This is a genomic window from Flavobacterium microcysteis (assembly GCF_006385255.1).
GTDB classification, from domain to species: Bacteria; Bacteroidota; Bacteroidia; order Flavobacteriales; family Flavobacteriaceae; genus Flavobacterium; species Flavobacterium microcysteis.
Map to the genome: position 1 here is coordinate 1 of NZ_VFJE01000053.1, position 21,313 is coordinate 21,313.

Below are 21,313 nucleotides of genomic sequence, written 5' to 3' on the forward strand. Positions count from 1 at the left end.
TGACCTGGGAATTAAGCGTGCCGGTAATCGTTACCGTGCCGGTGCCGTTCTCGCAGATCACGGGGGTAGATGTCGATATCGTCGCAGTCGGGGCATTCGTTACCTCGATGCTGACAGTGCCCGTTGCAGGTTGCGTGCACATTGGGGCTATACTTGAGGTTATGCTCACCAGTGTATAGGTATGCGTGCCTGGCGTAAGAAGAATTTCCTGAATGATATATTCTCCGCTGGCAGGAATAGAAATCTGAGGCTGTGCCGCCCCATCCAACATGAAATCCACATTTGCGTTCGGTTCGCCGGTAATCTTTACTCTCGATGGGTTGCCAAGACATACCTGAGCATCAACCTGGTGGATTGTAGCCGTTGGCATAGGCCTTACGGTTATGATAACCGAATCCGTAAGGTTCTGCTCGCAAGGCGGCGTTCCGGTTGTGGATACCTTTACTAGTGTATAGGTATAGGTTCCAGGAGTAAGGTTGTTTGGAACGGTAATAGTACCGTTACCCGTCGTAGTGTTAAGAGGCAGTGTCTGCTGTACTCCCGCCGGGTTGGTATAGGTCACTACCGTGCCAGGTGTACCCTGCACATCGATGGTAAAGCCGCTGCCCTCGCAGATAGGAGTATCTGCTGTAGTAATATCGGCAGTTATTGTAGGTGATCCAATTGTGGCCTGACTTGTAAGTAATTGTGAACAGATAACAGTATTACTTGAATCTACTATCCTTCCTTCCACTAAAGTATATGTGATTGGGCCAGTGAAAGTCTCTAAAAAAGGATGAGTTCCACTTGCATCTAAGGTTACTGTTTGTATAGGCCCTGCATTAACCCTATAATCAATTATAGCATTGGGTATTCCATTAATCGTAAATGTTACCTGTTCTCCTAAGCATGCTGTAGGAGTTGATGCAGTTATTGTAGCATTGGGTATAGGATAAACTTTCAATGTAAAATCAACAACACTATAGCACTTAGTAACATTGTCAGTCACTCTGGCAAAAATTTGCTGAGGATTAGGAGAGTTACTGATTATGTTTGGCAAAGGCAATACCTGATCAACAGCGTTTGCTAATGTTGTATGAAAGGTTATTGTGTTATTTGTGAGATCAGGATTAATAAGGCTTCTATAGGAATTAAGATCAAACAGTCCTACACCAGGTGTATTACTACAGGTTCTTCTTTCTCCAATTGGATTGGCCTGGGGGGCTGTAGGAAAAGTAGCAGTACCTATCCATTCCAGTTCAAAACCACCATCTCCTACCGGCCTATCAATAGCAATATAATAGGATTGTCCTGCTGTCACATTCAACCATCTTACATAACCATCACCATTAGCACCAGGTCCAACCTGAGTAGCTGTCGTACTTGCATACATACCGGTATGATTGTTTGCCTGTCCAGCCAACTGAGGATTCGTTGTAGCACAACGAATTGGGCTTCCTAAACTAGAACAAGTTCTATTAGGTCCATATACCCAAAAATCATAATCTACGAGAATACTAGGATCCAATGGTTTTATATGAAATCCTAAAGTTCCGGAAGTGGCAATATTAATTTTAAGCCAAATAGAATTATGTTCTAAACCACCACAACCCGATACCTCCTGTACATTTCCTATACCAGAAGCATTGGATGTGAATGTGCCATTACCGCAAACCGTTATGGCATTGACACAATCATTGGGTTGTTGGGCATTGGCCAGATAACCAAATAATACCAAAAGACTTATTGTCAGAAACTTTCTCATTTTAATCATTGCATTTTTTTGAAAACCCCAACAGCCGGTCTTAAAAAGACCAGCTGTCGAGTTACTATATTCTTTAATCCGTAAGAACCGTGTCCTATCTCTTTATAATCTTAAATTCCGAACGCCTGTTCTGCGCATCCTCCTCTTCCGTGCAGTTTGCCTTGCAGTCGATCTTTGGTTCCGTGATCCCGAACCCTTTGCCCGATAGGCGTTCCTTGCCGATGCCTTTCGACACGAGGTACTGAACCGTGGACTGCGCCCTCTGCTCGGAAAGCTTCAGGTTGTAGGCAGCGCTTCCCTTGCCATCCGTATGCGACTTCACATAGATAACCATATCCGGGTATTTGTTCATCACATTCACAAGCTTGTCCAGTTCGGTAGCACCCTGCTGGGTAATATTGCTCTTGTTGAACTCAAAATAGATGTTTTTCAGCAATACTTCCGTATCCGTGATCACTACCTCTACAGGTTCAAGGGCGATATCGACAGCTGTCTTGCCGCCTTTCGTTTTCATTACTCTGCCTGATCCCGCCTCATAATCTTTCTTGGTGGCCTGGAACACGTATTCCGTATCGCATTCCACGTCAAAGGAAACTTCCCCGTTCGAGCCACTCTGTTTCGTGGCTATCACGTTTTTCTTTGCATCCAGGATTGACACGCTGGCATCTGATAATACGCGGCCTGTCTTGCTGTCCTTCACCATGGCTATGGCCTCTACCCTGCACACCGGTACTGCCTTGATGATATTGTCCTTGCCGTTCCTGTTTGAGGAGAAGTAGCCTTCGTTTTTAGCCGTATTGAAACTGAAGGAGAAGTCGTCCTTCTCGCTGTTCACCGGCTTGCCTACGTTAATAGCTTCTCCGTCCTTGTTCAGATCTGCCCTAAACACGTCCAGTCCTCCAAATCCTTGCTTGCCGCTTGATGCAAAATAAAGGATGCCGTTATCGCTCATGAAAGGAAATCCTTCCTTACCGGCAGTGTTCACGTTCGATCCCAGGTTTTGTGGCTTGCCATAGCTGGTGCCATCAACCGATACTTTCCAGATATCGGAATCGCCGTGGCCGCCGGGCATGTTCGAGGTAAAGTATAAGGTCTTGCCGTCCGGGCTAAGGCTCGGGTGCGTTACGGAATAGCTTTTGCTATTGAACGGGAGTGCCTGGATGTTGGTCCATTTGCCGTCAACTCTTGTTGCCCTGTAGAGTCCCTGCTGTCCTATCTTCACGTTGTTCTTCCTGTCCTTGTCAAAGTTTCCGTCATTAAGGCCGTCTCTGGCAAAGAAGATGGTGTTCCCGTCTGCGCTTATGGTAACCGGCCCGTCATGGAAGGCGGTGTTTAGTTCATTAACCGCTTTGGGTTCTGACAGGGTTCCGTCCGCATTTCTTATGGACTGGAAGATATCCAGGTAGGGTTGCTTCACCCATTTGTCGGTCTTGTTCGAGTTGTTCCTCGTGCTCACGAAGTACAGGATATTGTCATTGGAGAGCACTGCCCCGAAATCGCTCTGGTCCTTGCTGTTGATGGTGGTCTCGCTGATATCAAAGAGTTTGTCCTTGCTGGAAAGGCTTGGGATATAGTTCGGGTTTGCCTTATGGTCCTTGGCCCTCTGGTCGTTTGGCAGCAGGCTCGCAAACCTGTCCATCTGCTTGTTGGCTTCCTGGTATTTGCCCTGCGACCTTAATGCTTGTGCATAACGGTAATACGTTTCCGCATCCTGGCTGCTCTCCACTGCCTTGGCATACCATCTGGAGGCTTCCGGCATATTGAACACGTTATAGTAGCTGTCTGCAAGCTGCTTATAGACATGGCTGTCGCCCTTCTTGCCTTCCGCAAGCTTCAGGTATTCCTCTATGGCCGCAACATACTGGTAGCTGCCGTAAAGCCTGTCTGCCTTTTCTGAATCCTTGTTCTGCCCGTAACCGGAGGCAATGGCCAGGAGCAGCCCTGCGGCTATGTATATTTTTTTCATTTTCTTGCTCTTTTGGGTTAGAAATATCTTGGTGATACGGATACCTTCTTCGGGAAGTTCAGGTCGAACAGCAGCATGATCTCGTGCGAGGACTGCGTGCTTACCTTAAGGTCCGAGATGATACGGTCATAGGCATATCCGATGCGGATGTTAGGCGTCACTGCGTAGTTGACCATTCCCCCGAAGGAATCGTCAAGACGGTAGGTGGCCCCTATCTCGAAGCGGTCAAAGAACATCATGTTGGCCGAGGCGTCAAGCGAGGTGGGCGCATCGAAGGCCGACTTTAGCATGAACGAGGGCTTGAACTTGGTGTTTTCAGAAAGCTCGAACACGTACCCTCCCGTCAGGAAGTAGTGCTGCGTCTCCGAGCCGAACTGGTATTCCCTTCCGTCGTTCCTGATATCAAGGTGCTTGCTCTTGAGCATGTTCGGTACCGAAAGCGCAAGATAGTACTTTTGGGTATAATAGAAGAATCCCGTACCGATATTGAAGAACGTGTTGCTTGAGTTTTCCCTGAAGGCAGGGTCATTGATATCCGGGACGTGTCCGTTACCAATATCGCTGAACAGGCCTACTTTATGGAAAGTGGCTCCGGCCTTGATACCGAGCGCCAGGCGGTGTTCGCCCCCGAGGTTCAGTGTATAGGAGAAGTCCCCATATACGTTGGTCTCATCCACGGGCCCGATCCTGTCCGTTATGGCTGAGAGTCCTAATCCGACATTTTTACCTGCCGGGCTGTGTACCGACAGGGTTCCCGTTTTGGGTGCTCCCTCGATGTCTACCCATTGGGCACGGTAAAGCAGGCCGACGGCCAGGTTTTCCTTGGAGCCCGCATACGCCGGGTTCATCACGTTCATGTTGTACATGTATTGCGTATAGTGGGGATCCTGCTGTGCCTGGGCGCCTACCGTGACCATAAACGCAAAGGCTAGTGTAAGATATATTTTTTTCATGTGTATCTATAGTTTTCTTTGGTGTAGGGATTGGCCTGCCTTGCGGCAGGCCGTCCTTACCTCTTATGATTGTTAGTATTGCCTGTTGATATAGACCCATCCCGTTACCGTGGTACCGTCCTGCTTGGAGATGCTGTAGAAGTACGTGGCGTCCGGAAGGTCCTTGCCGTCCCTGTCCTGGCCATGCCACTCGTTAGTGTAGCTTCCCTTGAACTTGTAGACTTCTGTTCCGTATCTGTTAAAGATGCTCAGGTGTTGTACTCCCATACCGCTCAAATCGAAGCTGTCGTTCAATGAATCACCGTTAGGGGAGATCCCTTTTGGGATAAGCTTGCAGGAGCTGCTCTCGACCGTGAAGCTCGCAGTAGTGCTGCATGCGCCGGATCCTGCCGTTACCGTAAAGGTGATCGGCATCGTGGCGCCCGGGTGCTGCGACAGGTATTCCTCGACGTTAAGGTCTGCCTGGTTCCCAACCGTGGCTCCGCTTCCGTCTTTCCACTCGTAGCTGGCAGCGTCTGATGGCGTGGCCTTGAGCCATAGCGTCTGGTTGCTGCATTCCTTGGCGATCGACACTTGAAGGCCTTCTGAGATGGTAACCGTGAAGCTGCCGTTGCCGCCAAGGCTGCACGTTGCGATGTTCTCCTCTATCACGTAGGTGATCTGGTAGGTACCCGGGGTGCTCTGCGAAACGGAGATCTCTCCCGTGGCCGTGTTGATCGCTACTCCCGTAGGGGCGCTGAAACGTCCTCCCGCAGTAAAGCCTGCCGCCAGGTTCGGCAATAGGTTCGCATCGTTCTGGCATACCGGCGTGTCGTAGGTGAAGCCTACAGTTGGCGTTACGCCTGCGTTGATCGTGATGGAAACGGTATTGCTGCCGCCATCGGTACATGTAGCTATATTTTGTGCTAATGTATATACAATCTGATGTGTTCCTTGCGTTGCTCCTGCCAAGTTGATCTCACCTGTAGTTGGATTTACTGTAATTGTAGAAGAAGTAAATGAACCTCCCTGAGTAAATCCTGTTGATAATATCGGTCTTGGGTTTGTAGACGCATTTATACAGGTATTATTATAACTGAATGTCAGTTGCGGTGTTGTCAGCGCATTGATCGTAATATTTTCTGTATGGATTCCACCTGAATTACAACCTGATTGTACAACCTTGTATGTAATTGTATAGTTTCCTGCAGGACTATTTGCCAAATCAATTTCTCCTGTTGTTGCATTGATAACCAAGCCGCCCGTTGCTTCAAAAGCACCTCCTATATAGAAGTCTTGAGCTAATGTTGGCAATGGGTTCGCTCCTGCCTTACAGTACGATGCCTGATACGTAAATCCTGTTACTGGAGTAACTCCGCTTTCCAATACGATCTCAGCAATAAACTCTCCTTCATCAGTACAAGTTGCCAAATCACGAACCAATGTGTACTTAATTTGGTGCGTTCCAGCTGTAGCTCCAGCCAGATTGATTTCACCTGTTGTTGGGTTTACCGTAATTGTAGAAGAACTAAATGTTCCTCCAGAACTAAATCCTGTTGGCAATATCGGCAAAGGATTTGTACCTGAATTTGTACAAACATTAGCATAGCTAAATGTTACTTGCGGTGTTACCACAGCATTGATTGTAACGTTTTCTGTATGGATTCCACCTGAATTACAGCCTGATTGTACAACTTTATACGTAATCGTATATACTCCAGCCGGGCTATTTGCCAAATCAATTTCTCCGGTCGTTGCATTGATAATTAAGCCTCCGGTTGTCTCAAAAGCACCTCCAGTGTAGAAGTCCTGAGCTAATGTTGGCAGTGGGTTCGTTCCAGCCTTGCAATACGAAGTCTGATACGTAAATCCTGTTACTGGCACAATATTCTGCTCTATCTGAATCTGGAAGGTCTGACTTCCTGCATTTCTACATGCAGCTGCATCAGAATTCACATTATAGGTTATAGTATGAAGACCAACAGTTGCTGTTGCCATATCTATTTCTCCTGTCAGCGTATTTACAGTAAGAGTTCCAGAGGAAAATTCTCCACCCGTAGTAAAGCCAGAAGGCAATTGTGGTAAAAGATTAGCGTTGTTTGAACATACAGGGGTTTCATAAGTGAAATTAACCTGTGCTGCAACTGCCGGATCGATTGTGATGGAAACTGTATTTATTCCTCCATCTGTACATCCCACATTTCCTATACTATACTTTACAGTATAAGTTCCTGCTGTACTTGTACCTAAATCAATTTCTCCTGTTGTTGTATTGATTCCAAGTCCGTTTGGTGTAGCCTCAAAAGTTCCTCCTGTTGCAAAGCCAGGATTTTTTGTGATTACCGGATTTGATCCAAAAATACAATAATTGCCATCATCATAGCTAAAGCCAACCTCAGCTGTAGTTCTTTGATTTACTGTTACTGTTATTGCTACTCTAGGTCCTTCACAACCGTTAACATCAACATTACTTACATAATATGTTGTTGATCCTACTGCAGTCGTTTCTGGAGTTGGAGCCGTTGTTGTTCCTGTACCACCAGTTTCCTGAGTAAACCATTTCAATGTATAGTTTACAGTAGGCGTAGCTGCCAATGGCTGAGCGGTAGCATTCAAGCAATATTCTACAGGACTTGTAACCGTTGGCACATCGCTGAATCCGTTGTAAGTCACTACTACAGTCTTATCGCAGTATCTTGTTTTCCAATGGAAAGTGTATGCTCCAGGTGTATTGAATCCTGAAATAGCTGTCGATTTGTTATTCGGACTTGCGATAATCACTTGTGCCGGATTGTTTTCGTCAGCAACCCATGTTCCAACACCTTCTGCTTCAAGTAGTGCAGAGGTTTCTTGGCAGGCAAGCGTAAGAGGTGCTGTTTTTATATCTACATTGGCTGTAATAGACACAGCATCCAAAAGGTTTCCTCCGGCATTGTCTTTCGACCTGAAGACAAAACGGGTTACAGTCTGTCCTGCAGGTACATTATAAGTACCTTCATAGTAGTTCCATCTAAGGCTGCCCGGATGTTGTTCAAGCAATACGAACGGTCCTGCAGGTGGTCCTGCAAGCAATTCTAATGAGCTGTTGCCACCTCTTGTTGCATGAGCATAGCCATATTTAAATTGAGTTATCTCTGAACTGTCAAGATCCTGATAAATCCCTTTCACATTATCAAGGGTTGTAGGTGCCGGATCAGGAGAAAGTGTCTGAACGACTTGTCCTCCATCATAAGGCATATAACCGTCTATTCCTGTCGCATTTCCAAAGAAAAATTCGTTGTAAAGCGAAGATGTAGGATCTACTATGGCATTGGTTCTCCATCCCGGAATTATGTTCTGCGGATAGAAGTTACCCAATCCAAAATCAGCTTCCGGTCTTTCAAAGCTACCATTTACAATATCCAAGGCACAAAGGTTCTGAGGCGTAGTGATACACACATCGAATGTACAGATATTTGGAGCCGTATCATTCAGGGTCATTCTTACCTTATAGGTAGCTCCCGGTTCTACTTCTGCCATATACGACATTACGATTGCATTGTTATAGGTACATGCCAATTGCTGTAAGGACGAACCGTTGACTTTGTATAGCGTTAATGTAATACTTGGTGCAACCACATCTGGCGTATAGCCGCCCTGATAGCTTCCCTTTGCAGAGAAATTGCCCAATTCCAGTACATGTACTTTTGAGGAAGCCACAAATTCAAACCAAATGTCTCCATTGTTGACTCCTGTGCAAGCCATAGCTTCTGTTGAAGCCGTTGCTCCAATAAAACTTGCTTTGGTAGCCGATTGCTCGCAATCAGTACCTGCGTTTACAGGGATAACGACTGCTTTGGAAGCATCATCATTTCTCACAAACTTGCGAGGGCCTGACCAGTAGCTTTTATCATTAGAACTACAAACTGCCCTTACAAAGAACTCATAAGTTCCTGCTTTCAAATCAGCAAAATCAGAAGCTTGTGGCGTATAGGAAGCTGTTGTTACAAGCGTTCCTGATTGCGGTAATGTATTATTCTCCAATGGCTGTATGAATACTTCCCATTGAGTCTCGCTTCCGCCTGCTGTCCAGGAAAGAACTCCTGTAGAGTTAACCGCAAGGTTGGTTGGCTGCGGACAGGTAACCGGCCCACAGGTTGCAACTCCTGTATATATTCTTGAGTTTGAAAGCCCAATACCTCCTATCCAAACCTGATTTCCTGAAGCATCTTTAATCTCTACACGAGCAGTAGTAAATTGCCATTCATTTCCGGCATCGTTTACTAATGAGAATTCTACTCCCGTACATAAGAATACCGTAAAGTCTACAGGAGGAGGAACCTGACCAAACGGTCCTGAAGGGAACACCATACTTTGGATTATAACTCCATTCTGAACCAGGTTTATTCCACCACCAACTCCTGATGAAGTACCTCCACTTAAAGTAATGGTATATTCACAAAGGTTTTCAAAACTACATCTTGTAGTAAATTCAAATGGTCCAACCCATTCGCTGTCTTGAGTGGCACTACATACCGCTCTTACATAGTATTCATATTTTACTGCTGGCGTTAGGCCTGTCACAGTATATGGATTCGATGATGTATTGTGCAGGTATTGCGCATCACCATCTCCAACAGGAGCCGGCAATTCAGCAGGCTGTACATATACATCCCATGAAGTTTCGGTACCGTTGGCATCCCATGAAATCTTAGCACCGGTATCGATAATATCGCTTACCGCTAGATTGTTAGGAACAGCACATGCAGGTATGTCTTCGATAACTACTTTGTCTATTACCAATAACTGTCCTCTATAATTCCAAGGATTTGGAGCTTTTTGAGGAATATGCCATGCAATGTTGATATCGCCCGTAACACCAGCCGGAAGGTTGATTACTTTTTCCTTCCATTCCGGATTATTAAGAGGGGGCACACTTTCGTAGCTTACTTCATATAACATGGTTGAGAACTGATTCAGTTCGCTTCCGCTTGTAGATAATTTCACTTCAAGATCTTCCTTGAAATCATCACCCCACAGTACTCTGTAGTAATAACGCAGGCGTTGTCCTGGTCTAACTGTTATTGTTGGCGAGATCAACCAATCGTCATTATTTCCGTTAGATCCCGTAAATATCATTGCTGCATGCTCTCCTTCGTATGGATTTAGCGTGTTATGCAGGTTCCATGAAAAAGTATCGCTATTGCCATTAACAACTCGCCAACATTCTTCTGATACCGATCCCGGGTTGAATGTCTCCACAAACGGTGTCGTAAAGGCGTTACATAATGTGGTAAATCTAAAAGGCCCTACCCATTGGCTTTGTTCCGAAGTACTGCAATAAGCCCTCACATAATATTCGTATTGTCTATTAGGTAGTAATGGTCCTGTAGCAAAAGTTGTATTGTTGCTTGTCAATTGTCCGTTTCCGGTAGGGATTCCTGAACCTACCTCCTGTACTACGACTTGCCACTGAGTTTCCTGATATCCTTTAGTCCAGGACAACACACCAGAAGTTTGCGTAATACTAGCAGCCCTAAGTTCAGATGGTGCCGGACATGCCGGAGCATCTTCAACCTTTACGTCATCGATTTGCAAAATGGATGTTCCTCCTGCTGTCGAAAAGGATGGCGGTACCCTGAACGCAATATACACTGGTCCGGTTGCATTGATGTAAAGTGATTTTTCGATAAAGTCAGTATTGGTAAACTCCATCAGCGGCATAATAACGCTGAAGCTTGCTGGGTTCCTATCCGTAGTAGATATCAAAACCTCAATACCAAATCTAGGATTTGGGAACATAGGACTCAAAGCCGCCTTATATTTGAATTTTAAGGTTTTAGTTCCTACCACATTGATAGCCGGAGAAATCAGCCAGTCATTGTATGATGCCGTAGGGAAAGGAAAAGTCCTACCCTGAATTGCTGCAAACGTAGGATCTAAACGCCATGTAGTTCCATCAGTATTCGCATCCGTAATGGTCCAGCATGATCTGTGATTATTTACATCTGCAGTATCAAAATTTTCATTGAAAGGCGTATCAAAAACACCACAAACCGTTGTAAAATAAAAAGGTCCTACCCAGTTACTTTGTTGTGTAGAAGAACAGTAGGCTCTTACATAATATTCATATTGTGTAGCATGTGTAAGCTGATCTGCTGTATATTGTGCTGAATTGACAAGCACTCCGCTTCCTGTTGGGATGCCTGTATCCTTAGGTTGTACTACAACCTGCCATTGGGTTTCAACATCGCCTGCTGTCCATGACAATTGTGCTTGTGAAGTTGTAATTCCATTTGCTGCAAGCGCAAGTGGATCCGGACATGCCGGCTTGTCTTCAATAAACACATCGTCAATCGAGATTCTGGTTGCAGTATGTCCTGATCCGGGAACAATAACCCAGGCAATATTTACATTACCTGTTATATTCGCCGGAATATTGATTATTTTCTCTTGCCAAGCGGTATTCGTAATTTGCGTATCCGGAAGCAGAATTGTTGTAAAATTATCTGCTCCTACACCAGTTGTAGAGATCTTAATACCATAACTAGCAACTCCTCCCGTTACCTGATGTTTATATCTTAGTCTTTTTTGAGTTCCATTGAAATTAACCTGTGGAGAAACAAACATATCATTATTATTATTTTGGAAGGTGCTTGTCTGCATAGTAGCATAACCTCCCAAATAAGACCATCTTTGTCCATCTCTATTCACATCAATAGCTGTCCAGCATGGTTCTGAAACTGTTGCTGATGTTCCCGGAAATGCGGTAGAATAAGGCGTATTAAAAACGGCACATTGTGTCGTAAATCGATACGGTATTCCCCATTCTCCTGGAGTACCTCCGCATACTGATCGTACATATAGGTCATACGATTGGCCAGCTGCTAATCCTGAAGTTATCAGGTTATCAATATTACTATTGGTAGCCGTTCCTGGGCCAGTTGGAACACCTGCATTTGCAGGACGCACTACATATTCCCATGAGCTCGCCAAATTGGCAACGTTATCCCAAGAGAACACAACACTATCCTGAAGCAAGTTTTTATAGGTGAATACGCTTGGCGCTCCACAGCTTGAAAAACTCAATTCAAAATTAAAACAGATACTTGTTGATGCTGGTGATGTTGAAGAAATCACAATGATATAAGTATGACCAGCCTGTACATATAAATTAGATATGTATTTTGGCGTACTTGTAGCAGTTGTATTCAATCCTGCCATACAACTCACTCCTACAGTACTACAACTGTCATAAACAAATACGCCGGTAATAGCATTACCAAAACATCCAGAACCCGGTGAAGACGGAAGTGTCATCTGCTTTATACTAAGCAATCCATTCTGTGTAGGCGTATAAGAGAAAAAAGCTTTTGCTCCATTTAGATAGTTACCTGTAACTCCAGCCGGAAGACATCCCGATCCTTGAGTCGTATAGCTCGTTGGATTATCTGCAAAAAGGTTAAGGTTACTTGATAAGATATAAGGTGTACTCGTAACAGGGATCACGATTGGAGAGTCACATGACAATCCTACTTTCTTTGTTCTGAAAGGAAATGGTCCTGCCCATTCGCTGGCTGTATCGGCATCACATACTGTCTTGATATATACATCGTAAGCAGTATCCGCCAAAAGCGAACCTGCTGGATAAGAGTTCTGAACGTTAGTGCCTGTGGCTCCAGGTGCTGTTCCTTGCGTTACGACCTGAATTTGAAAATCAAAAGCCGTTGGATGCGTCCAAGCCAGGTTGGCACCACTTGATGTGATGTTGCTCGCCGAAAAATTAGTTTGGATTACTTTCTGGCAGGATTCTATAACCCTGATGTTGTCCAGGAACCACGCATCGCCACTTGGTGTTGCACCGGTTTGGGTATTAACAACCACAAACGCAATATTGACATTCAGTCCAACCGGAATATTCGAAGGGATAGCAACTATCTTTTCTTCGTATGCCGTCTGAGAACCTATATTAAGGTCTGCTTCTGTCCAAGACTTTAATATTACGCTATAACCGGATGGGTCATTCAGTCCTGCTGTTGACAGCCTGATCTGGTAGATAGCCCCGTTATTGGCACTGGTTGCCTGTTTTGAATAAAAGCGGATTTCCCCGTTTTGAGGAATCTGAACGGGTGTTGCTAAAAAATACTGTGCGGTATTACCGGCACCGATGTTTTCTGCACTCGGGTTCAAAAAAGCCGCACTGGTTCCTCTGTAGCTGTCAGAAGAAATTCCCCAGGTTTGTGTCCCTACAGTGTTTGTAAAGGACGGCCATGAAGATGGTATGCCGCTTTCAAACGTCTGTAAAGCCAATTGTGCGTGGGCACTAATGGAAATAAAAAATAAAAATAGGGGGATTACAATTCTCTTCCTAATACTCCTCTGTATTAGCCTGTCCTGAATTGTAGAGAATCGATAAAAGCCAGTCTGCAAGAACCTACTTATTATCGAAGTAAATGGTAATTCTTTTCTCATGAGTCATTACATTTTTCAGTTAGTGTTTCGTCATAAAAATAGAAACAACTCTTAACACTTTCTTAAGAATGTCTTTACTATTTACCGAAATTCACAAAACCAAAAAACGAAATAAACTATTTAAAATCAGATGATTACACACAAAAAAAATCAAACTTATCTAATTGGATTTTGCTTTAGAATTTTGAATGTTTTCAATAATTTTATTTAATTTTAATATATTTTTCTCACTTTTCTTAATTAATATAAAGAAAAATATAACAGCCGTTATTATTAGCAACAAAGTTGTTAGGATATAATAATTGTAAGTAGAAATTTCTGTTTGAAGGTTTTTATTTTGAGACTTATAACCTTCATTTATCAAATTGTTGATTGATTTTCGTTCCGATTCCTTGACCTTTAATTGAGTATCCAGATATAGAGCGTGAAATTTCTCATAGTTGTCCCAATCGTTTACTGCCAGGTAATTTTCTAAAAGGCCATTGTAAATCCCTCTGTTTAAAACCAAGTCGCCTACTCTATTTGAAACAGCCAATGCTTCTTCAAGTTCTTTTATGGCGTCACGGTATCTTCCTTCCAGCGTATAGACTTCAGCCAATCCTTTTTGAGCAAAAGCCTGAAGGCTGATGGCATGGATTCCTTTTGTAATCTCAATAGCTTCAAAAAAACTTTTCTTAGCCGATTCGTAATCGGATAAAAGAATATAGCAGTTCCCTTTATTATAAAGCGCAATACTCAAAGTGGTCTTTATCATGGCTTTATCGGCCTTACCCAATTCGGCTATTCCTTTATTAAAAAAGTTTATCGCAATATCGCAGTTTAGTTTTTCTTTGTATATGAACCCTCTGACAATATGATTTCTTCCCAAATGATACATTACAGAATCTTTTATTGGATAGGCCATACAGAGTCTCTCTGCTTCATTTAGATATTGTATCGCCTCATCATATATTTTCATCTGCTGGTATTGGATTCCCATTTTGTTGGCAATCTTAATCTTTAGCAGCGGATCGTCTATATGACTGGAAAGATTATTCGCCATGATGACATATTCCAGTGATTTCTGGTAATCTCTTTTTACAGAATAAGCATCTGCAACAAGCATGAGGCCTTTTATTTTGGTTTTGGCATCCTCTTTAGCATTGGCAATAATATACTCGCCCGCTTTAATAGCTTTTTCAGGCTTCTCATAGATTTCCGTCCCGCTGGCCTTAATAATACTGTCAACATTTTTGATAGACTGCGCAAAAGCAGCATAGCCAAAGAATAAGGCTAAGCCTAAAAAAGCGGAGAAAAAATAGCGATTATGATGCATGGCTGTTCATTTTTTCTTGTTTAAGGGCTTCTGTTTCTTCTTTCAGAAGGTCAATGAATGTACCTGGTGCTATTCCCGTTATTGATTTAAAGACCGTAGCAAAACTACTGTGGGATGAAAAACCACTTTTTTCAGCCAGATAGCTGATTTTATAGTGCATATAATTAGGGTCTTCTTTCAACTTTCCTATGATAAAAGTAATACGCAGCTTGTTGATATAGGTATTAAAGTTATCCTGATAATGCTTGTTTATTATCTCTGACAGGTATTTGGTATTGGTATCAAATTGACCCGCCAAGACCGCCAGCGACATTTCCTTGTTGGTATATCGGATAGAGTTTTCAAAACGTTTCAATTTGGTGAGTATCACCTGTTCCGTTTCTAACGGAATTGATATCTTTTTATTGGTTTCTCGTTTTTCAGGCTGTAATTTCACAACATTATTGGTCTTTATCTCGAGATAGCTGATGATTTCTTTCAAACGCTTTTTCTTCAGATAATTTTTTAACCAAAGCAACAACCCCATAATCAGTACAAAAATCAATGCTCCTACAGCCAAATAAAAATAATCGGCATAACGTGATTTCGCTTTCTGGAAATCTGATTCCTGCTCCTGGCTAATTAAATTATAAGCCGAGTTGACAGCATCCTGCTCAGATTCTTCAACATTGTCGTAGGTTTTCAGAAACTTATTATCAAATAATTGGTAATTTTTCTTGTCATTCAAAGCAAGATAATTGATCCCCAATTGTTTGTTGATAACCTTTAAGAGTGCTTCATTTTTAAGTGTTGATGCCATTCTCATAGACACCAGTAAAGTATCAATGGCTCTGGCATGTTGCTTTTCATGAAAATAAACAAGACCTAACTCATTTAATAGTGCTATTTCGTTCAGATAATCTGAATTCTTTTGAGTCTTGGAAAGTTTTAGAGCCTTTGCCAAATAATAATTGGCAGAATCTATTTTTGTCAAACCCACAAAGGCTCTGGCTTTAGCAACATAAAATTCTTGTTGCAGGGAAGCATTTTTACTAAAAGCTGGCTGATATATTTTATCTGCTTTCTGCAATAGCTCAAAAGCACTTTGGTAGTTCTGCCTGTCCAAATACATTACCGAATTACCAATTAAAATTTTAGCCTCAAAGTAGCCTTGTTCTTCTTTTGATTTGAGTCCTGAAATTTTTTCTGTAGCTTCCTCAAGACATCTTTTTGACTGATTGTCAAGATATAGGGTTCTGAAAAGCTGCGATTTAAGGAGCAGTATTTTTATTTTTTCATCATCACCGGCTTTATCAGCAAATTTACCAGCTTCAAAAACATTGATTACCGAATTGTTATAATCGCCTTTTGCCCAATAGCTTTCTGCTAACAATAGGTAAAATTTTGCCTTCTGAATATCCGACGGATTATTCTTTAGCAGGTATTGTCCTATTTTTACCGCTTCCTCAGGATTGGAATGCACCAACTCATAGGCCTTACCCAACAACGATTCGTTGGGAGCCATAGATTGCCCATAAACAGGGCTTTTCCATAAGCAAAGTGCCACGAGAATTATCCAACATGTATAAAGGCGACAGGGTTTCATTTTTTCTGGTACTTCTGATTTATGGTTTTCCGTAAAACTCTTTCTACAAATATATCCTCTTTTCTTGTATTTTTAAGAAATATGCCCACAGAATAACATATTTCTCCTGAAATTAGTATAAAAAAACGCTAGAGGATATCTAGCGTTTTTTTATTAATCTTTTCTCCATTTTTTTGTTTGTTCAAAAACGTGCTCAAGTATCCTGGCTTCTTTTTCATCAAACTCAACATTTCTCCTTGCCATGACTATTCTCGCAGTTTCAAAAGCTTTTTTAGTTATATAGGTTGTAAATCCTGCTGCGCCGCCCCAAGAAAAACTTGGCACAAAATTTCGAGGAAATCCACTTCCGAAAATATTGGTGCTAACACCTACAACCGTTCCAGTATTAAACATGGTATTGATTCCGCATTTGCTATGATCTCCCATCATCAAACCGCAAAATTGCAGGCCTGTTTTGGCAAACCCTTCGGTTTCATAGCTCCATAATTTTACCTCTTCGTAATTATTCTTCAGATTTGAATTATTGCTATCCGCTCCTATATTGCACCATTCACCTAAAACAGAGTTTCCTAAAAATCCGTCATGCCCTTTATTAGAATAGGCAAAAAGCACGGAATTACTGATTTCTCCTCCTGCTCTTGAAAATGGGCCAATAGTTGTGGCACCATATATTTTTGTCGCCAGTTTTACTTGTGCTCCTTCGCAAAGAGCAAATGGCCCTCTGATAACAGAACCTTCCATGATTTCAGAATTTTTTCCAATATAAATTGGACCTGTAGAAGCATTTAGGGTTACGAATTCAAGCTTTGCACCTTCTTCAATAAAAATATTTTCCGGAGCAATGACATTGACACTTTTTGGAATTGGTTGTGAAATCCTGTCTTCTGTCAAAAGTTCAAAGTCTTCTCGAAGCGCAGCATCATTTTTCTGAAAAATATCCCACGTATGTTCAATCGTGATACAATCGTCGTTGTATTCTAAGATTTCGTAGTTTTCAAAATCGACTTCTTCCTGACTTTCTTCCGAGAAAAAGGCAATTACCTCTTCTCCTTTAAAAATAGCCTGGTTTTTCTCTAACGACTTTATCATTTCAGCCAAAACCTCGTTAGGAAGAAAAGAGGCATTGATCATAATGTTTTCAGGCATTTCTACCATAGGAAACTTTTCCATAAGGTATTCCTCCGTCAGGCTTGTAGTAGTATAACCTAAATATTTTTCCCATTTTTCACGAATAGTCAGAATCCCTACACGAATATCTGCAACAGGGCGGGTAAATGTAAAAGGTAATAGGGCATTTCGAACGGTTCCGTCAAAAAGTATATAGTTCATCTTGTTTAGTTTATAGTTGATAGTTATTAGTTGATAGTTTGGATTCTGGATTTTTGATTTAGGCTTTGGACTTTAGATTTATGATTTTAGATTTATGATCTTGACCTAGAAATTCAAAAACCTTAGCACCTCAGAACCTTAATCATCCCAAAGTTACAAAGTAAAAATATAAAAAAGATATCTTGCAAATAAAAAAGCCCTCCAAATCTGGAAGGCTTTTTGTTATTTTGAGCGTACAAAAATTATTTTGCGTGCTTAGCGTATTTCGTTTTGAATTTGTCGATACGTCCTGCAGTATCAATCAATTTAGACTTACCTGTGTAGAAAGGGTGAGATGTTCTAGATATCTCCATTTTTACAACCGGATATTCAACTCCTTCGTGAATGATTGTTTCTTTTGTGTCTGCTGTAGATTTAGTAATAAACACATCTTCGTTTGACATGTCTTTGAAAGCAACTAATCTGTAATTCTCTGGGTGAATTCCTTTTTTCATCTTATTTGATTTTTTATTCAATTGGTTATAAGCTGCTCTGAAGCTTTTCGTATTGAAAAGGTATAAACCTCTTATAACTTTTTAATTTTTAAACTTTTATTGTTTTGAGTCTGCAAATTTACAATTATTTTTTAATCTGCAAATCTTTATTACTCTTTTTTTTCGAGTATTCCCGATTGATTTTTGTTACACTATAATCACGGATTTCTTATATTTGTAGATTAATTCTTAAAATAGATAAAACGATGAATCCAATTATTAAGAAAAACGGTATTTCCTTCGGAATTGCACTTGGTATTTTTTCCATCCTAGTCACAACATTAATATATGTTATCGATTACACTCAATTCATAAATATCTGGTTGGGCTTAATAATTCTTACAATCTATATTATAGTTGGATTTGTTTTGGTTTCAAAAACTAAGAAAGATCTCAACAACGAAATTACTTTTAAAGAAGCTTTTACAGTTTTCTTTTTAGCTGGAGTTATAGGCGCTGTTTTATCCGTTTTATTTAACATATTGCTTTTCAACTACATTGACCCAGCAGCAAAAGATTCTCTAAATGACTTAACTCTAAAATACACAGTAGGAATGATGGAGAAATTTGGAGCTCCTGCCGCTGAAGTAGACAAAGTAAGAGCCGAAATGGGCAGCGTGGACAATTATTCTCCAGCAAGCCAATTTAAAGGTCTTCTGTTTAATATCATTCTTTCATCAATATTTGCAGCAATCTTAGGATTAATTTTTAAAAGCAAAGCCGCTTACAAAGAATAATGAATCTATCCATTATTATCCCTCTTCTCAACGAAGAAGAATCTTTAAAAGAATTACAGCAGTGGATTGAAAAAGTCATGACTGCTAATAGTTTTTCATACGAAGTCATTTTCATAGATGATGGTAGTACTGATAATTCCTGGCCTATTATAGAGGGATTATCACAAGAAAATCCAAACATAAAGGGAATCCGATTCTTACGGAATTATGGAAAATCCCAAGCCTTGCATGCTGGTTTTGCCAAAGCACAAGGTGATGTTATTATTACTATGGATGCCGATTTGCAAGACAGCCCGGATGAAATTCCGGAACTGTACTCCATGATTGTCAACCAGAAATACGACTTAGTTTCGGGCTGGAAGAAAAAACGCTTTGATTCTGTTGTATCCAAAAACCTGCCATCAAAATTATTCAACTGGGCTGCAAGGAAAACCTCGGGAGTTCAACTGAACGATTTTAACTGCGGATTAAAAGCCTATAAAAATGTAGTTATCAAAAACATTGAGGTTTCTGGCGAAATGCACCGTTACATTCCCGTACTGGCAAAAAATGCCGGGTTTGCTAAAATCGGAGAAAAAATCGTAGTGCATCAGGCCCGAAAATATGGCTCCACAAAATTTGGAATGGAGCGTTTCATCAATGGTTTCCTTGATTTGATTACCATTTGGTTTCTTTCCCGATTTGGGAAAAGACCAATGCACCTGTTTGGCGCTTGGGGCGTCCTGATGTTTATCATCGGATTTTTATCCGCAGGTTATATCGGATTCATGAAGCTCTACAGATTATACGACAAGCAGCCTACCATTTTAGTTACTGACAATCCTTGGTTTTATATCGCATTAACAACCATGATTATTGGAACGCAGCTGTTTCTTGCCGGATTTTTGGGAGAAATCATCCTACGAACAAAAAATAACGAAGAACGATATAAAGTTTCTAAAGAAATAAATCTTTAAATTTAAAGTTCAATTTAAATTTTAAACCCGAATGCACATCGAACAAAATATATTAGACAAAGTAAACGTTTGGCTATCGCCAATTTTTGACGAAAAAACACATAAGGAAATTACTGAAATGATGACTTCTTCTCCTAAAGAATTGGAGGAAAGTTTCTATAAAAATCTTGAATTCGGAACCGGTGGTATGCGTGGAATCATGGGTGTAGGAACCAATCGTATCAACAAATATACGCTTGGAAAAAACACTCAGGGAATTTCGGACTATATGAAAAAGTCATTTCCAAACGAACAGTTGAAAGTAGCGATTGCCTACGATTGTCGTCATAATAGCGATACTTTGGCAAAAATAGTAGCCGATGTTTTTTCTGCAAACGGAATCAAAGTATACTTGTTTTCAGAAATGCGCCCTACTCCGGAATTGTCTTTCGCTTTGAAATATCTGAAATGCCATGCTGGCATTGTGCTTACGGCTTCGCATAATCCGCCTGAATACAACGGATATAAAGTGTATTGGCAGGATGGCGGCCAATTGGTTCCGCCTCAGGATGCTGAAATCATACAAATGATTGAAGAACTGGGCTATGACCAAATTAACTTTAAGGCCAATGAAAAACTAATCGAACACATCGACAAAAAAATCGATGAGGCTTTTATCAATTCAACCATTGAAAATGCTAGTTTTAATACGCCTGCTCAAGCCAAAGAGAACCTGAATGTAGTTTACACATCATTACACGGTACTTCCATCAAATCAATTCCTGATGTTTTATCAAAAGCAGGTTATACTAATGTCAATATTGTTCCAGAACAAGCGATTCCAGACGGAAACTTCCCTACCGTAAAGTCTCCAAACCCAGAAGAACCGGAAGCATTGACCATGGCACTGGCACTGGCTGACAAACTAGGAGCTGATATTGTTGTTGGAACCGATCCGGATTCTGACCGCCTTGGTGTTGCTGTTCGTGATAATGACGGCAAGATGATTCTCTTAAACGGAAACCAGACTATGGTTTTGATGACCGCTTTTCTGTTGGAACAATGGCAAAAAGAAGGAAGAATTACCGGAAACGAATTTATTGGCTCAACAATTGTTTCTACTCCAATGATGTTGGAATTAGGAACAGCTTATAATGTAGAATGCAAAGTGGGGCTGACCGGATTTAAATGGATTGCCAAAATGATCAAAGATTTCCCTGAGCTGAAATTTATTGGTGGTGGCGAAGAAAGCTTCGGATTTATGGTTGGTGATGCCGTACGTGATAAAGATGCAGTTGCAGCCACTTTATTGGTCTGTGAAATTGCGGCACAGGCAAAAGCTCATGGCAGTTCGCTTTATAAAGAATTACTAAACCTGTATGTTGACTTTGGATTTTATAAAGAATACCTGATTTCGATGACCAAAAAAGGAATTGAAGGTGCTGCAGAAATCCAAACGATGATGTTGGAATTGCGTCAAAATCCTTTGAAAGAAATCAACGGACAAAGAGTCTTAATGGTAGAAGATTACCAGAATTCAACAGCTAAAAATCTATTTACAGGAGAGACCGAAACGTTGAAGATTCCAAAATCAAACGTTTTGATCTATTATCTGGAAGACGGAACAAAAATATGTGCCAGACCAAGCGGTACGGAGCCTAAAATAAAATTCTATTTCAGCGTGAACGAGCCTTTGGATTCTGTTGAGCACGCTAAAGAGGTTGAAAAAAACCTAGACCAAAAAATTAAAAATATCATTGCAGAAATGCATCTGCAATAATCCCAG

10 protein-coding genes and 1 pseudogene are annotated in these 21,313 nt (G+C 41.5%); 3 read left to right on the plus strand and 8 right to left on the minus strand.

Going from position 1 to position 21,313, the window contains the following annotated elements; all coding sequences use genetic code 11:
• The 8 genes and pseudogenes from FJA49_RS07185 to FJA49_RS07220 all read right to left on the minus strand — a co-directional run.
• Positions 1–1,744 (minus strand): annotated as a pseudogene (locus FJA49_RS07185) (hypothetical protein); the annotation flags it as partial.
• A 94-nt stretch (positions 1,745–1,838) separates the two neighbouring features.
• Positions 1,839–3,710: an OmpA family protein gene (locus tag FJA49_RS07190; protein WP_140000314.1), complete on the minus strand. Its 1,872-nt coding sequence runs from the start codon at positions 3,708–3,710 to the stop codon at positions 1,839–1,841.
• Between the two features lie 17 nt (positions 3,711–3,727).
• Positions 3,728–4,663, minus strand: a complete 936-nt coding sequence (locus FJA49_RS07195; protein WP_140000315.1) for a PorP/SprF family type IX secretion system membrane protein — start codon at positions 4,661–4,663, stop codon at positions 3,728–3,730.
• A gap of 72 nt (positions 4,664–4,735) precedes the next feature.
• Entirely contained in the window at positions 4,736–13,093 is an 8,358-nt protein-coding gene (locus FJA49_RS07200; protein ID WP_140000316.1) for a choice-of-anchor J domain-containing protein, read from the minus strand.
• A gap of 160 nt (positions 13,094–13,253) precedes the next feature.
• Positions 13,254–14,408: a tetratricopeptide repeat protein gene (locus tag FJA49_RS07205; protein WP_140000317.1), complete on the minus strand. Its 1,155-nt coding sequence runs from the start codon at positions 14,406–14,408 to the stop codon at positions 13,254–13,256.
• Positions 14,398–15,912, minus strand: a complete 1,515-nt coding sequence (locus FJA49_RS07210; protein WP_158629459.1) for a helix-turn-helix domain-containing protein — start codon at positions 15,910–15,912, stop codon at positions 14,398–14,400. The genes FJA49_RS07205 and FJA49_RS07210 overlap by 11 nt, the downstream gene beginning before the upstream one ends.
• A 234-nt stretch (positions 15,913–16,146) precedes the next feature.
• Complete coding sequence (locus FJA49_RS07215; RefSeq protein WP_140000319.1) at positions 16,147–17,322, minus strand: GlmU family protein; 1,176 nt, start codon at positions 17,320–17,322, stop codon at positions 16,147–16,149.
• Positions 17,323–17,564: 242 nt separating this feature from the next.
• Entirely contained in the window at positions 17,565–17,816 is a 252-nt protein-coding gene (locus FJA49_RS07220) for a type B 50S ribosomal protein L31 (protein ID WP_140000320.1), read from the minus strand.
• Between the two features lie 245 nt (positions 17,817–18,061).
• Between FJA49_RS07220 and FJA49_RS07225 the strand changes: the two genes are divergently transcribed.
• The 3 genes from FJA49_RS07225 to FJA49_RS07235 are packed head-to-tail and all read left to right on the plus strand — an operon-like array spanning position 18,062 to position 21,307.
• Positions 18,062–18,592: a DUF4199 domain-containing protein gene (locus tag FJA49_RS07225; RefSeq protein WP_140000321.1), complete on the plus strand. Its 531-nt coding sequence runs from the start codon at positions 18,062–18,064 to the stop codon at positions 18,590–18,592.
• Positions 18,592–19,548 (plus strand): glycosyltransferase family 2 protein, encoded by a 957-nt coding sequence (locus FJA49_RS07230; RefSeq protein WP_140000322.1) that lies wholly within the window; start codon positions 18,592–18,594, stop codon positions 19,546–19,548. The genes FJA49_RS07225 and FJA49_RS07230 overlap by 1 nt, the downstream gene beginning before the upstream one ends.
• Positions 19,549–19,579: 31 nt before the next feature.
• Positions 19,580–21,307, plus strand: a complete 1,728-nt coding sequence (locus tag FJA49_RS07235) for a phospho-sugar mutase (protein ID WP_140000323.1) — start codon at positions 19,580–19,582, stop codon at positions 21,305–21,307.
• The last annotated feature ends 6 nt before the right edge of the window (positions 21,308–21,313 follow it).

Bases quoted from the DNA above. Each gene is read 5' to 3' on its own strand.
- FJA49_RS07210 (WP_158629459.1), bottom strand. From the start codon at position 15,912: ATGGCTCCCAACGAATCGTTGTTGGGTAAGGCCTATGAGTTGGTGCAT.
- FJA49_RS07215 (WP_140000319.1), bottom strand. From the start codon at position 17,322: ATGAACTATATACTTTTTGACGGAACCGTTCGAAATGCCCTATTACCT.
- FJA49_RS07205 (WP_140000317.1), bottom strand. From the start codon at position 14,408: ATGCATCATAATCGCTATTTTTTCTCCGCTTTTTTAGGCTTAGCCTTA.
- FJA49_RS07225 (WP_140000321.1), top strand. From the start codon at position 18,062: ATGAATCCAATTATTAAGAAAAACGGTATTTCCTTCGGAATTGCACTT.
- FJA49_RS07235 (WP_140000323.1), top strand. From the start codon at position 19,580: ATGCACATCGAACAAAATATATTAGACAAAGTAAACGTTTGGCTATCG.
- FJA49_RS07195 (WP_140000315.1), bottom strand. From the start codon at position 4,663: ATGAAAAAAATATATCTTACACTAGCCTTTGCGTTTATGGTCACGGTA.
- FJA49_RS07200 (WP_140000316.1), bottom strand. From the start codon at position 13,093: ATGAGAAAAGAATTACCATTTACTTCGATAATAAGTAGGTTCTTGCAG.
- FJA49_RS07190 (WP_140000314.1), bottom strand. From the start codon at position 3,710: ATGAAAAAAATATACATAGCCGCAGGGCTGCTCCTGGCCATTGCCTCC.
- FJA49_RS07220 (WP_140000320.1), bottom strand. From the start codon at position 17,816: ATGAAAAAAGGAATTCACCCAGAGAATTACAGATTAGTTGCTTTCAAA.
- FJA49_RS07230 (WP_140000322.1), top strand. From the start codon at position 18,592: ATGAATCTATCCATTATTATCCCTCTTCTCAACGAAGAAGAATCTTTA.